The organism is Opitutus sp. (assembly GCA_024998815.1).
Classification (GTDB): domain Bacteria; phylum Verrucomicrobiota; class Verrucomicrobiia; order Opitutales; family Opitutaceae; genus Rariglobus.
Map to the genome: position 1 here is coordinate 1,600,360 of JACEUQ010000001.1, position 14,294 is coordinate 1,614,653.

At 62.8% G+C, this 14,294-nt stretch carries 8 protein-coding genes and 1 tRNA gene; 6 read left to right on the forward strand and 3 right to left on the reverse strand.

The window, feature by feature from the left end; translation table 11 throughout:
- Positions 1–101: 101 nt before the first annotated feature.
- Positions 102–2,615: a recombinase gene (locus H2170_07015; protein ID MCS6299839.1), complete on the reverse strand. Its 2,514-nt coding sequence runs from the start codon at positions 2,613–2,615 to the stop codon at positions 102–104.
- 286 nt (positions 2,616–2,901) lie between these two features.
- On the opposite strand from H2170_07015, the gene H2170_07020 reads away from it, so the two are divergent.
- Complete coding sequence (locus H2170_07020; protein ID MCS6299840.1) at positions 2,902–4,395, forward strand: hypothetical protein; 1,494 nt, start codon at positions 2,902–2,904, stop codon at positions 4,393–4,395.
- 771 nt (positions 4,396–5,166) lie between these two features.
- Here the strand turns inward: H2170_07020 and H2170_07025 are convergent.
- Positions 5,167–5,243: transfer RNA gene (locus H2170_07025), tRNA-Val, on the reverse strand.
- A 128-nt stretch (positions 5,244–5,371) separates the two neighbouring features.
- Here H2170_07025 and H2170_07030 point away from each other — a divergent pair.
- From H2170_07030 to H2170_07050, 5 genes are all read left to right on the forward strand, one after another.
- Complete coding sequence (locus tag H2170_07030; GenBank protein ID MCS6299841.1) at positions 5,372–5,773, forward strand: DUF423 domain-containing protein; 402 nt, start codon at positions 5,372–5,374, stop codon at positions 5,771–5,773.
- A gap of 42 nt (positions 5,774–5,815) precedes the next feature.
- On the forward strand, positions 5,816–7,219 hold the full coding sequence (locus tag H2170_07035) for a polynucleotide adenylyltransferase (protein ID MCS6299842.1): 1,404 nt from the start codon (positions 5,816–5,818) through the stop codon (positions 7,217–7,219).
- Positions 7,220–7,269: 50 nt separating this feature from the next.
- Complete coding sequence (gene tal, locus H2170_07040; protein ID MCS6299843.1) at positions 7,270–8,217, forward strand: transaldolase; 948 nt, start codon at positions 7,270–7,272, stop codon at positions 8,215–8,217.
- A 243-nt stretch (positions 8,218–8,460) separates the two neighbouring features.
- The gene (locus H2170_07045) at positions 8,461–10,809 is read left to right on the forward strand and encodes a cation:proton antiporter (protein MCS6299844.1); all 2,349 of its coding nucleotides are present in this window, start codon (positions 8,461–8,463) and stop codon (positions 10,807–10,809) included.
- Complete coding sequence (locus H2170_07050) at positions 10,806–12,899, forward strand: family 20 glycosylhydrolase (GenBank protein ID MCS6299845.1); 2,094 nt, start codon at positions 10,806–10,808, stop codon at positions 12,897–12,899. The genes H2170_07045 and H2170_07050 overlap by 4 nt, the downstream gene beginning before the upstream one ends.
- Before the next feature lie 139 nt (positions 12,900–13,038).
- Here H2170_07050 and H2170_07055 read toward each other — a convergent pair whose 3' ends face one another.
- Complete coding sequence (locus tag H2170_07055; protein ID MCS6299846.1) at positions 13,039–14,169, reverse strand: SWIM zinc finger family protein; 1,131 nt, start codon at positions 14,167–14,169, stop codon at positions 13,039–13,041.
- Positions 14,170–14,294: the final 125 nt, after the last annotated feature.

A 14,294-nucleotide genomic window follows, 5' to 3' on the forward strand; every position in this document is an offset into this window, starting at 1 on the left:
ATTAGTGCCACAGCCAACGCCCTGCTCAGTCCCAAAGAAAAACCCCGGTCGTCCACCACGACCGGGGTTTTTCGTTTCCTGAAGCAGCGTTGCCGCCCGACTCACGCCAGCTCGCAGGCACCGCCGGCGCAGGCAACAATGTCCTTGAGGCTGGTTTCGTCCGTGTGCTCATGGAGTTGGGTGTAATCCACGGGACGGGGACGCAGGGCGTTCCACTTGGCGATATCAGAGTCGGTGGAGACCTCTTCGCGCGGAGCCTGTGCGTACACTTTGTCGCCCGCGTCCTGCAACAACGACACGCCCGTAAACAGCGCCCGATTCGACCAGATGAAATCCGCCACCGCCGCCCACTCGTCGGCGCGCACCGTGCAGGTATTGGAGACGTTGTGATGCAGCGTTGAACTGCGCGACTCGGGATCGCCGCCAGGAATCACCCACGACTGCTGGACCAACATCACCAGCTGCAAAAACTGGATCGCATTGAGGTCCTTGCGCAGAATCGCGCCCTCCGGTGCCGACACGGGAAAGGTGATCACGTCGTCGGTCTGCGGGCTGTAAACCGAGGGCTCGGTCATCTGCGAATTGAGATTTTTAAAGAAGGCGTAGATCGGCTCCTTGCGGTTGGCTTGCACGCGGCGGAAGTAGTGGCGCGCGTGGTGCGGGTGGATGCCGGAGGCGGCGTCGAGCAGCAGCGAAGCGGTGCCCTCGGGTTTGCAGGTGGTGATCTTCGCTGCGGGGCGAATGCCGATGGCCTCGGCCACAAGGCGGTTGGTCGCCCGGCAAAGGCTCGCGCCCGCACGCAGGATCTCGGGGTCAAAGAGAACGCGGGGGTTGTCCATGAAGCCGCAGATGGAAACGCCCAGGAGCGCGTCGTGTTCATTGATCAGCCGGGTGATCGGCCCAAGGTAGGGCATGTCGGTGTAGGCGGCCTGCAGGGTGCCCACGGTCGTGGCGGCGATACACGCCTCGAAGAACTTTTCCGGGGTGGTGGCGGCGCGGCCGTTGATGGTGGTGAGGTTGCAATGCTGGAAACCCGAGAGCCGGGTGGTGCCGGGCAGGTCGCCCTTGTAGCCCCATGCAAACAGCTTGCTCAGTTCCTCGCCGGAGAGCTCCCAGTCGATGACCGGCAGCAGGTTAATCTCGGCGCAGGGATTGCAGCCGGCATCGGGGTGGTCACAGAAGAAAAACCCGGGCTCGCCGAACTCCTTTTGGGCTTTGAAGAGGCGGTGGAAATACACCGCGTTGTCGGCCGAACGGGCGAGGGAAACGGAGTTGTTGGAGGCGGAGCGCTGGGGATGGGTTTCGAACCAGTTGCCGGTCTTGGCATCCATCATCTCCTCGTCGTCGGGGGAAAACAGGCAGATCGTAGCCGAGCGGCGAATACCGCCGGCGAGCACGGCCTTGGCGACAAACATGTTGATATCATAGACCTCGATCGGCCGCAGGGTGCGACCGGCAGCCTGATCCAGGATTCCCTCGATGCGCGTAAGGGCCTGCTTGAGCGGGAGATGCCCCGGGGCCTTGCCACCCGAGGTGCGCAAGGGCGTGCCGCGCGAGCGCACGCCGGAGTAGTTAAACTCGATCTTCTTGCCCTCGTAGAACGAGCCGAAAAGCGCGTGCAGGGAATCGGCCCAACCCTCGATCGTGTCCGCAACCGTGTAATGCCAGACGGGCAAATCATGGGCCGGCAGGCGCGAGGGCAGCGAGGGGAGCAACGCGACGTGGTGTTTCTGAACCGAGAAGCCCACGCCACAGCCGCTCAGCAGAAGGAAGAAGTATTCGCGGAAAAACTCCACCCGATCGACGTTGGAGAAGCTGCAATTGAACATGCGGCTGTGGTTTTTGAGGATGGCGTCGCCGCCAAACTGCATCGAGCGCATGCTGGGAAGAATGCGCTTGGCGGCCACATCGGTAAAAACCTGCTCGATCACCTCGCCCAATTCCTTGCCGCAGAGCTGACGGGTCAACAACTTGGCGTTGTCGCCGGCCAGCGCGGTGATTGCCGAGGGTAATTCGGCGGGCAGGCGCTCCGACAACTTGGACTGAAAGAACGTCTGGTGCATCTCCGCCACACGCTCGACGCCCTCGGTAAACGTTTCCCGGCGGCCCAGTTCGGCGCGGTAGCGGGAGTATTTGGCCATGGCGATGTAGTCGGCCAGCCCGCTCTGATTGTACTCAGCGAGGCGGGTAAGCGCATGCCGTTCGCGGTAAAGCATGTAGGAGCGGGCCACCTCCCAGTGACCGGCTGCGGCGATGGATTTCTCCACGGCGTCCTGCACCTGTTCAATCGTGGGGTGAGTGCCCTGCCGATAGTACAGCTCGAGCATCTTCGAAACCGCCTCGGCGATCTTGGCCGCCGCGATGAAGCGGTCGCTGTCTAACCCGAAGCAGGCCAACAGGTCGTCGCGATAGGGATTGGGGGTGTTGTTGGCAAAAACCTCGCGGAACGCCAGGGCGATGGCGCGGGTGACCTTATTTTGGTCATAGCGAACGAGCGAACCGTCGCGCTTGATGACTTGGCGCTCGGCGGCGGGGATGTGGCGTTGCAACAGCTTGGCGCCGTGGGCGGGCGCGGAAGGGGATACGGGGCGGATAAAATCGGGTGCGGAGGACATGGAGGGGGAAAGTTCGAGAAAAGGGTTTGAGCAAATCGGCCCGAGCGCGAAGCCCCGGCCAAAGAGTGGAGATCGTCGCGTGGCAGGCCTTGGTTTGACCAAGATAACACGTCTGCCCGAGAAATCGAGCGCCACCACATATTGGGCTAAATAATCGGTCAACCCCTACATAGAGCCTGTCCCGAAAGCATAAAAACCTAGCAGTGAACTATTAGCATAAGTTTAATGATGCCTAAAGAGGGGTAATTCCCTGGTTTTGGTCAAAAAAAAGCCGCTATAATCGGCCATGAAGTCAAAACCCGTATCCGCCACCTCGGCCATTGCCCTGCAACGCTGGTTGCGTCCGGCGCTAACGCCAGTCGGTGCCAATAAAGATTACGCCGAGTTTCGCCAGCAATTGGAAGGACTCGACGCGTTGTTGCGTGGCAGCCACTTGGAGACGATGGCGATGGACTTTGCCAAGGCGGGGGCAGGCCAAGCCAGTGTCGCACAACTACGCCAGCGTATGGAGTTTGCGCTCAAAGCGTTACGCTTTGAAGTGTTGCGGGTGCATTTGGGCAACATATCCTTTCGCGAGCTTTCCCGTAGCATTGCCTCAAGTGATTTACTGGCGGATTTTTGCGGTGTTCGCACGCTTGAGGGAATCAAGGGGGCGTCCAAAAGTGTGCTGGAGCGGGCCTCGAAGTTTTTCACCGCCGAACAGGTGCGCTGGATGGGGCAAGTGTTGGTGGAGATGTGCGGCGAGAAGGATCGCGCCACTGAACTCGGGTTGAGCGCGCCGCTGGACATGGATGTTTGCCTCATCGACGGCACGTGCTTGGAGACCAACATCCACTTCCCGGTGGACTGGGTGCTGTTGCGTGATGTGTCCAAGACTTTGCTCAAGGCCATGATTTTAATCCGCCGCGCTGGACTGCTCCACCGTATGCCTGAAGAGCCGGAGTGCTTTGCCAAGCAGATGAACAAGTTGTGCATGTCAATGACCCACGCAGGCCGCCGCAACGACGCCAAGCGCGCGCGTAAACAGATCCTGCGCAAGATGAAGACGCTGTTACGCACGATCGGAGAACATGCCCGCCGCCACCGCGACCTGTTGGCGCAGAAGTATAGCCAAACCCATTACAGCCAACGCCAAACCAAGCGGATAACCACCCGCATCGACGCTATGCTCGGCCAACTGCCCGCCGTCATCAAGCAGGCCCACGAGCGCATCATCGGCGGACGCCCGGTGCCCAACGACCAAAAGATCCTCAGCGTGCATGAACTTGATGTGAACGTACTGGTTCGCGGCAAAGCAGGGAGCCAAGTCGAGTTTGGCAACTCGTTGCTGTTGAGCGAGGCGCTCTCCGGTTTAATCACCGACTGGCAACTCTACCAGGGCGCGGCTCCGGCAGAATGGTGCCAACTCGAGGAAAGCCTGGCGCGGCAGAACCGCTTTGACCTGAGTGCGCCGATTAGCGCGGTCGGCACCGACCGCGGCTTCGCCACCAAAAAAACTTCCGCAATGCTCAAGCAACAAGACGTTTACGATGCGGTATGCCCGCGTGATCCGCACGCGCTCAAGGAGCGTTTGAGCGAAAAACGCTTCGCCCAATTGCAGCGGCGCCGTTCGGCGACCGAAGCGCGCATTGCGATCCTCAAACAACGCCTCGGCGGACGCTTGCGCTGTAAAGGGTTTGCCAACCGCTACCGTTCGGTGGGTTGGAGTGTACTCGGTCACAACCTCTGGCTGGTGTCACGAATCCTTGCCGAGGAAATAACACTTCCGCTGGCCGCTTAATTCAATTTTCCGGCAAAAATGTGAATAACCCTGGGGCTCGCCCCGGCTTTGCCGTACCTTACTACCGCGCTTGGGGGCGGGAAAAATCGATTCGGGCCGCCGTTTAACGTCGCTGGGGTGATTCGTGCCACCTCGTTCGCCCGCAATCCCAATGGACCTCTGCGCACTTTTTAAAAATCCGTAAATTTGGGACAGGCTCTACATATAGTGGAAATCAGGGTATTAACTCAGGTTTTGAGTCCGTTCAGAAACCGCTTTAAACCGCCGCGAAAACGCCCGTTTTTTGGCTCCTGGGTGCTCATGCCCGCATCTTGGACACCGTTAGCCTCCACTGCAGTTTAAAGCTAGTAGACAGTACCATTCAAGTTGTCGGATCTACCGCCCCAGTAAAATCAACGGAATACTTCGATCCTTTTAGCCGCGAAAGATCGCAGAGAACGCATAGAAATACAGGGTTTGTTCTTTGCGCTCCTTGCGTTCTTTCGCGGCCAAACTGCCTTGGATTTTTGATCCGACACTTTGAATGTTACTGCATACAAGGACGGAGGCGGCGAAGCGCAGGTTTTAACGCAAGGATAGGGAAACGAAACGGCTTCTGGTTTACGGATACGAATCGCGTCCGTTTTATCAGTGGCACGCAGTGCTAACCAGTGGTTAACCGCCTCGATTCCCGTGTCCGACTCCGAATATGCACCGAAACGGGGTTAAATCTTCAGGTGCCAACGCAAGACACCCGACTCACGCCCCAATCAACGCGCGGGGCTTAAAAAATGGTGGACACCACTGGACTCGAACCAGCGACCCCATCCGTGTGAAGGATGTGCTCTAACCAACTGAGCTAGGTGTCCCAAAGGTCGGCCAACGTGGGGAAGCCTTTCGCGCAAATCAACACCGATTTCACGCGATCTGTGCCCAAAACCGAATCCATCCCCGAAAAGTCGGTGGCAATCCGGGGCTTTTTCGGAAACCTGTCGGCATGCGTTTCCTCGTCGTTATGACCGCTCTCGTCGGTGCCGCCGCAATACTCACCGGAGCGTTCGGCGCGCACGCCCTAAAAAGCAACCTGCTCGCCTGGGGCACCTTGGCCACGTGGCAAACTGCGGTGCATTACCACTTGATGCACGCCGCGGCCTTGCTCGCCGCCTGCCTCTATGCCAGTGGCAACGCGCCCGCTGCTGCCCGCCGCTGGCTGTTGCGCGCCTGCTCCTGCTGGGGCCTCGGCATCGCCCTGTTTTCGGGCTCACTGTACTGGCTGGCGGTAGGCGGCCCCCACTGGCTGGGCCCCGTGACTCCCTTCGGCGGCCTGTTGCTCATTGCCGGCTGGCTCTGCGTGATCGGCGCCGCCCCCACGCGCCCCGCCTCCGATACGTCTGCCTAACGTCCCGCTTCGCCCACGCCCTTCCGCTCGCCCCACCCCACGATGGAACTCCCCCCTGAGCTGCGCCCCGTGCTGGACGCCCTGCGCCGCGTGGCCCGCCCCCGGCTCGCCGGTGGCTGCGTGCGCGACGCCCTCCTTGGGCTGAGCCCCAAGGACTTCGATGTCGAGGTGCAGGGCATCACCTTCGACGCGCTGCAAAGCGTCCTCGCCCCCTTCGGCGCCACCGACGTGGTGGGCCGCAGTTTTGGGGTAATTAAACTCCGGCTCAAAGGAGCCGAATACGACTTCAGCCTGCCCCGGCGCGAATCTAAAACCGGCTCCGGCCACCGCGGTTTCGCCGTCACCCCCGACCCGCTGCTCAGCGACGCCGATGCTGCAGCCCGGCGCGATTTCACGATCAACTCGCTTACCTGCGACCCGTTTACTGGCGAAATTTTCGACCCGCATGGCGGTCAACGCGACCTGCGCGACCGCGTTCTGCGCCACACCAGCCCCGCCTTCGCCGAGGACCCGCTGCGGGTGCTGCGCGCCTTCCAATTCGCCGCCCGCTTCAACCTCACCCTCGCGCCCGAGACCGCCGCGCTCTGTCGCAGCATTGCCGATACCTACCGCGAACTCCCGGTGGAGCGCGTGTGGGGCGAATGGGACAAATGGGCAACGCAGGCCACCTGCCCCTCCCGCGGCCTCGCGGTGCTGGAGGAAACCGGCTGGCTGGTGCATTTCCCCGAAATCGCCACCCTGCGTGGCTGCCCCCAGGATCCCGAATGGCACCCGGAAGGCGACGTGCTCACCCACACCGCGCATTGCTGCGACGCCCTGGTGAAACAGCCCGACTGGGTTAACTCCCCGCCAGCGCGCCGCCGCATTTTACTTTTGGCGGTGCTCGCCCACGATTTCGGCAAACCCGCCACCACCGCCCAGTCCGAGGTGCGCGGACGCCTGCGCTGGCGCAGCCTCGGCCACGAGTCCGCCGGCGGGCCGCTCGCGGACACCTTTCTGCGCCGCATTGGCGCGCCCCACGCGGTTCTGGATGCCGTGCGACCGCTGGTGGTCTTGCACCTGGCCCACCACCACGGCAGCGGCGAATTCAGCGACAGCCACATCCGTCGCCTCGCCCGCAAACTTCACCCCGCCACCATCGACGACCTGTGCGCAGTCATGATCGCCGATTCGCTGGGCCGCCCGCCGCTCAGTGGAACCGAAAGCCTGCCGCTGATCGAAACCCTGCGCAAACGCGCCCACGAACTGAATCTCCGCCAAAACCCGCCCCGCCCCATTCTGCTGGGCCGACACCTGATCCACCTCGGTCACACCCCCGGGCCGCAGTTTTCAGCCATTTTGCACGCCGGCTTCGAGGCCCAGCTCGACGGGGATTTTACCGATGCAGAAGGCGCGCTCATCTGGTTGAGAAACTATTTGCAGAAAATCCCTCATCCCGAGTCGTGACAAAACCCGCGCAACGCGTTCTCGTTGCACTCCCCTTTTTCTCCCAAAACATGTCCAACCAACTCGACCAGCTGAAGCAGTTCACCGTCGTCGTCGCCGATACTGGCGACTTCGCCTCCATGAAGGAGTTCGCTCCCCGCGATGCCACGACCAACCCGTCGCTCATCCTTAAGGCCGCCGCGATGCCCGCCTACGCCTCGCTCATGGATCAGGCCATCAAGGCCGCTGGCGCCACCGCATCCTTGTCCGACGTCATCGACCGCCTGCTGGTCGTCTTCGGTCTGGAGATTTTAAAAATCGTCCCCGGCCGCGTCTCCTCCGAGGTCGACGCCCGCCTGTCCTTCGACACCGCCGCCACCGTCGCCAAGGCCCGCGAGATCATGGCCCTCTACGAAAAAGCCGGCATCGGTCGCGACCGCGTGCTGATCAAGATCGCCTCCACCTGGGAGGGCATCAAGGCAGCTGAGCAGCTCGAAAAGGAAGGTATCCACTGTAACCTTACCCTGCTGTTTTCCTTCGCCCAGGCCGTCGCCTGCGCCGAGGCGAAGATCACCCTCATCTCGCCGTTCGTTGGCCGCATCCTCGACTGGCACAAGGCCAAGAACCCCGCTGGCAACTTCGCCGGCGCTGCCGATCCCGGCGTGATTTCCGTCAGCCAGATCTACACCTACTACAAAAAGTTCGGCTACAAGACCGAGGTCATGGGCGCGTCCTTCCGTAACACCGGCGAGATCGTCGAGCTGGCCGGTTGCGACCTGCTCACCATTGCCCCGACGCTGCTGGCCGAGCTGAAGGCGTCCAACGAGCCGTTGGTTCGCAAGCTCGACCCGGCCGCCGCCGCCAAGGCCGACCTGAAGCAGGTTTCGTTTAACGAAGCCGGCTTCCGTTTCGCCATGAACGACGACGCCCTGGCCACCGAAAAGACCGCCGAAGGCATCCGCCAGTTCTCGGTCGACATCGTGAAGCTCGAGCAGCTCATCGCCCAAAAGCGCGGTTAATTCGCCGACTACTGAAGTGGCACGGGCGTCTCGCCCGTGATCGTCGATCGACTCAGATTCAAAAGCCCGACGCCCTCACCGGCGCCGGGCTTTTTGGTGCGCACGCGAAACCCATGTGCTCAGGACCGGTCGACGAGCTTTCGGACTCCGACAGCCCCTCATTCCAGCCATCCGTCCTCCGATCACACCCCGCCTACGCAAACGCTCGCCTCCTTCGTTACGCTCGCCTTTGTGTCTTCACCCATGGACGGCACTTTTTTCATTCAAGACCTCGCCATCGTGCTGCTAGCGGCCGGCCTCGCCGGTGCCGTGTGCAAACGCCTCGGCCTGTCCGTCATCGTCGGCTTCCTCGCCGCCGGAATCATCATCGGCCCCCATTCGCCGCCGTTCTCTTTGGTGACCGACGTCGAACGCATCCAAACGCTCTCTCAGGTCGGCTTGGTTTTCCTGATGTTTTCCATCGGCCTGGGACTCAGCTTGACGAAGCTCGCGCGGCTCGGCCTGCCCACTTTGGCGGGCACCGCGCTGGGCGCCTTTGCCATGCTGCACCTCACCCAGCTCCTGGGAGCCTTGGCCGGCTGGTCGCCGCTGCACAGCCTGTTTGTCGCCAGCATGCTCATGGTCTCCAGCTCGGCCGTCATCGCGAAAACCGTCAGCGACCTCAAACTCACCCACGAAGGGGCCGCCCAACGCGCACTCGGCATCTCGGTGATGGAGGACGTCGTCGCGATCGTCATGCTCACCCTGCTTGCCAGCCAGGTTCAGATCGGCGACCACGGACACACGCCCCACCTGGGCATTCAACTCGCCACCCTGAGCGCCTTCGTAGTCCTGCTGGTGGGCGTCGGGCTGTTTTTCATCCCACGAATTTTGCGCCGGCTGGAGGCCCGCGCCGACCCCGAGTTACAGACGATCATCGTCGCCGGCGTGTTGTTCATGCTCTCGATCCTTGCCGTGAAAGCCGGCTACTCGCTGGCCCTGGGGGCATTCCTACTCGGCGCGATCATCGCTGAAATGCCGCAGAAAATCGCCGTGGAAAAAGCCTTCCTCGGTCTGCGCGACCTGTTCAGCAGCGTGTTCTTTGTCTCCATCGGCATGTTGATCGAACCCGCCCTGTTGCTCCAATCCAGGGCGTGGATCCTCGGCCTGTTTGCCTTCGTGCTGATCGCCCGTCCGCTCTGCACGACGGTGGCCATGGTGTTGACCGGCACGGCCCCCGCCGAAGCCCGTCGCGCCGGCTTACTGCTGACCCCCATCGGCGAATTCTCCTTCATCATCGCCCAGCTCGGCGTAAGCAGCGGCGTGCTCCCGCATACTTATTACCCGATCGCCGTCGGCACCTCGATTTTAACGGTGTTAACCACCCCGTTGATCAACCGCCACGCCGACGCGATCGTGCACTTTTCGCACCGCCTCGAACCCCGCTGGCTGACCCGCACGCTGGACGCCTACCACGGCTGGATTCAACAGCTGCAAAACCGCAAAAACACCCCGCTGGCGTGGCGGCTGGTGCGCACCCGCCTGCTGCAAATCACCGTGGAAATCCTGCTCGCCACCGGCCTGATTATTTTTTCCAGCCCGCTGCTCGCCGCCATCAAAACCACCTTCACCGAAGACCACGTCCAGGACACCGTGCTCGCCTCCGGTTTCTGGGCGGTAGTCGGACTGCTGATGCTCATCATGCTGGTCGCGCTGTGGCGCAACGTCACCGCCGTGGCTATGATCCTTGCCGAGGGCCTATCCGCCGGCACTCGCTTACCGCCCCGTGTCCTTTTTAACAGTCTGCGTACCCTCGCCCTGCTCGCGCTCGGCTACTGGCTCTACGCCATCCTGCCCGTAGGCGCCCTGCCCGGCTGGGGTTGGGCCTTGGTCGCCTTGATCGCCGTCGCGGTGGTCGCCGTGAGTTCCAGCCGCCTGATCTACTGGCACAGCACGTGGCAATCGTCCGTCCACGATGTTTTCATTCCCGACACCCCTACCCCGGCCAACCTCCGCGCCTCTGCCCGTGTTGCCCTCGACCAAGGACTGGTATCTTGGGACCTCCACCTTGACGACTGCATCGTGCCCGATGACGCGGCCTACGCCGGCCAAGACCTCGCCCACCTCGCTATCACGACCCGCTTCGGCTGCTCGGTAATCGAGCTGGAGCGCAACGGCTACGTCATCACCCGCACCGGCCCCGAGCTGCGCGTGTACCCCGGCGACAAGCTCCTCCTGCTCGGCAAAGCCGCCAACCTTGCCACCGCGCGCTCCTACATCGAGGGGGAAAAAAGAACTGCGTCGGAAGGTGCCGACGCCTTCAACGGCTCCGTCCTCCAGACCCACGCCCTTCCAGCGGGCCCACACGCCGGCAAGTCGCTCGCAACCCTGCAAATCGCCCGCATCACCGGCGTGCGCGTGGTCGGTATCCAGCGCGGCCACACACAAATCATCAACCCTTCCGGCGACCAACGCCTGGACGCCGGCGACAACCTGCTGGTGGTCGGCACCCTCACCGAACTGCGCGCTTTCCGCCGCTGGCTGCGCGGCGGCACCGAGACCCTGTCGCCCTTTGCGATGCGCCCTTCAACAGCCGCTGACTCCGCTTCATGATTCGCGCTTTTCAATGGGACCTCGCCCGCCAGGTCGAGCGCCTCGATCACCTGCTCGCCCTCCTGCCCCGCTACGCCGACTGGGGTTATACGCGCTTGTATCTGCATCTTGAAGACGCCGTGGATTACCCGTCCCTGCCCGGCCTGGCCCGTGCCGACGCCTACACCTGGGCGGAGCTGGAAACACTCGTCGCAGCCGCAGCCTCCCACGGCATCCAAACCGTGCCCATCGCCAACCTCCTCGGGCACACCCAGTACGTGATCAAACACCCGGACTGGCGCGACCTCAACGAGCTGCGCGATCCGGCCACCGGCGAAGCGCTGCCAACGGGACAAATCTGCCCGCTGCACCCGCGCACGGCCGATTTGGTGTCGCGACTTTTTGGCGACCTCGCACCTCTCTGTACCGCCGGCGAAATCCACGCCGGGCTCGACGAAAGTTTTCATCTGGGCAAACACCCGCTCTCCCGCGCCGAGGTGGCCGAGGTCGGGCTGGCGGCACACTTCGCCCGCCACGTCACCCGGCTGCACGCCTCAGCCACCCGCCTCGGCCTGCGCCTCGGCCTGTGGGCAGACATGCTGGCATTGCTCCCCGAGGCCATTCCGCTGCTGCCGGCGCACGCAGGACTAGCCGCCTACGACTGGTATTACCACCCGTTCGGCCGCCACCCGCGCATGGAGTTGTATAATTTTGCCGAGTACGACCTCGCCCCCGCACTCGCGGCGGCCGGCATCGCCTACTGGGCCTGCCCGATGAACGGTGCCTTCCGCCACGAGTCCGCGCCGGTGTGGACCGACCGCCTGCAAAACCTCGCCGCCTGGAACCGCCGCGCACAGGACACGGGAGCGGCCGGTTATTTGGTGACCAGTTGGGAGCCGCACCGACTGGCCTTTCCCACGACGTCGCTCATGGACGCGGCTGCCGCCACGCTCTGGCTCGACCCGAGCACCCCTGACGACCCCGCCAGCCTGCTCGCCGCCGGCCTGCGGCGCTACGAACCGGTGCTCGGGGCTGTCGCGGCCCGTAGCCTCGCCCGCCGTATTCTAGCCACTGACGCGCAGGCGTTTGTGGGCAACTCGCGCTGGGAAATTAACAACGGCTGGGCCCCAGTCGCGTCCCGTCGCGACAGTCCCCTGCCCTTCGCCCGCGCCTCACGCCGCCTCTCCCGCCTAGCCACTACGCCCGAGTTAACCGAACAGGACGGCCTCAAATTCCCGCTCCAATTCCTCGCTGCCACCGCCCGCTTCCTCGCCTACCTCGCCGAGCGCGAGGCATTTGTCCGCATCTGCGTGGCTCATATCCACCGCCTGCGCCGCCTGGTCAACAGTGAGGCCGCGGACGACTCCGCTGCGATGCACGAAACACTCCGGCTGGCAGACGAGCAGGCCGCCCGCTTCGCCGACTCGCTCAGCCACGCCCGCGAGGACGCCCGCCTGCTCTGGACGACTTCGCGCTCCGCCGACACCTTTGCCTCCTCGCCCAACGCCCGCCTGCTGGCTGTCGACGAGGCCCAACTGCTCGCGCTGCGCGCATGGTTCGACGCCTGCGGTGGACAACTCGCCCACGTCTTTCGCGCCTCGCCGGTGTGCGGCCGCTGGACGCTACGGTTCATCCTCCACCACTTCGCTCCGGCCCACCAAAAAGTGGTGATCGAACAACAGTCGCCCGACGGCACCTGGCGGGAGTTACACAGCCGGGTGTTGATCGAATTCCGCGGCCAGTCGGCGCAGGTGAACACGCCGAAACTTCGCTTCGAATTCGCCTGCCCGGTGGAAAACCCCGACGCCCCGCTACGCATCGCTTCGCGGTGCTTGGGGGAATTTGCAGTGAGCCACATCGAGTTGACCGACGGGGTGGACACGCGGCGGATGCGGAAACCGGAGATAATCCATGGGCGAGACGCCCGTGCCACACCGGAGCATCAATCCCATGGGCGAGACGCCCATGCCACGCCGGGGCATCAATCCCCTGGGCGAGACGCCCGTGCCACACCGGAGCGCCACCGGCTCGGCCAACCCGCGCCGACCTCAGGATGGCCCAAAATCGATTGGTTGACTAACACCGGCGAGCTGCCGCTGAACTTCGGCTAATCCACGGCCAAATAAAACACCTCGGCGAGGAGCGGCAAAGCGAAGGAATGAAGTAGCGCAGGCTTCCAGCCTGCATTCTGTTCGGAGCAGACTGGAAGTCTGCGCTACTTTCACCGCCTAGGAGCGACTAAAGTCGGCGCTACTTCGCGACCTTCTTCGCTGCCTTTGCCTTCGGTTTACCTGTGAGCAATGCGTCAATCTGCGCCACCGCCTTCGCGACTGCCGCGGCGGACTTAACGACTGCCGATTCCTTACGCGGACTGACCCGCACGGGCTTCACCGTAACCTTCGGCACCCGCTTGGCGGACTTAACACCAACTTTCGCGGCCGACTTCGTTGGCTTCGTCCCCTTCGGCTCAGGCTTCGCAACATTCTGCGCGGGCTTCACCACTGGGGCGGACTTCGCCACCTGACGCCCCTTGGCGCGGACCTTTAAGGCGGGCAACGCCGGCGCGGTCGCCTTCACCGGTTTAAGCGGCGTCACCCGCGCCAACACCGCAGGCACTGTCGATATAACAGGTGCTGCCGCACCGCCAATATCGATGCCAAACACATCCGCCAAATCCGCGTCTGCCAAAGAGGCGGTGGCCGAGTCTGAGGCGAGGACCGAGCTCCGCGACACCGCGCTAAGCGCCTCGGCAACGAGTTCCTGATGGTCCACTCCGCGTAGTAAAAACAATAACTCCGGGCGCGAATCCAGCCGTGCACCCACGCCATAAAGCACGGCGGCCAGGTGCTTGCACAGGCTCGCCGAATCAGGGCACGAACAGTCCAACTCAATCTCGTTCGGGGCCGGAAACAATCCGCTGGCCCGGTCGGTGATTACCCGCAACACCTCGTCGGGCAGGCGGCCTTGGAGCAACCCGACAAGCGAAGTGATTTTACCCGCGCAGGCCGCCTTGATCGCCACCCAGCGCGCGGGAGCGAGCGGTTTGATTTTAATGCTTTCCTCATAAAGCGAGGAGCCTTGCACGCGCGCGGTGATGAGGCCGGCAGTAATTTGCAGGTCCACCACGGAGCCGTTGCGCACGTAGGTGCGGCCACGGGGCAGACGGTTTTCGTAATCGCTGTAGGATTCCAAATGGTCGCACCACGCCTTACCCCAGAAGGTGGTGGCGATTTTTTTACCCGTGATAACGACAGGGCTCCAACCGGAGCCGTTTTTGGCGGCCTTGGCGGCGGCCTTTTCCGCCTGAGCGCGGCGTTGAGCGACCGGCACATAAGGAGCGAAACCGGAATAACTGCGCGAACGGGAGGAATACCAGGCCATGAGCGAGGAGGTTAACAGTGAAAGTATGCGAGACGCGGTGATCGCGAAAGCGGGTTACTCTCCCCGGCCTCCAAGTGGATGCAAGACTCCAATCCCGAGCCAAAGCCTACCCCATTGTGTTAGGC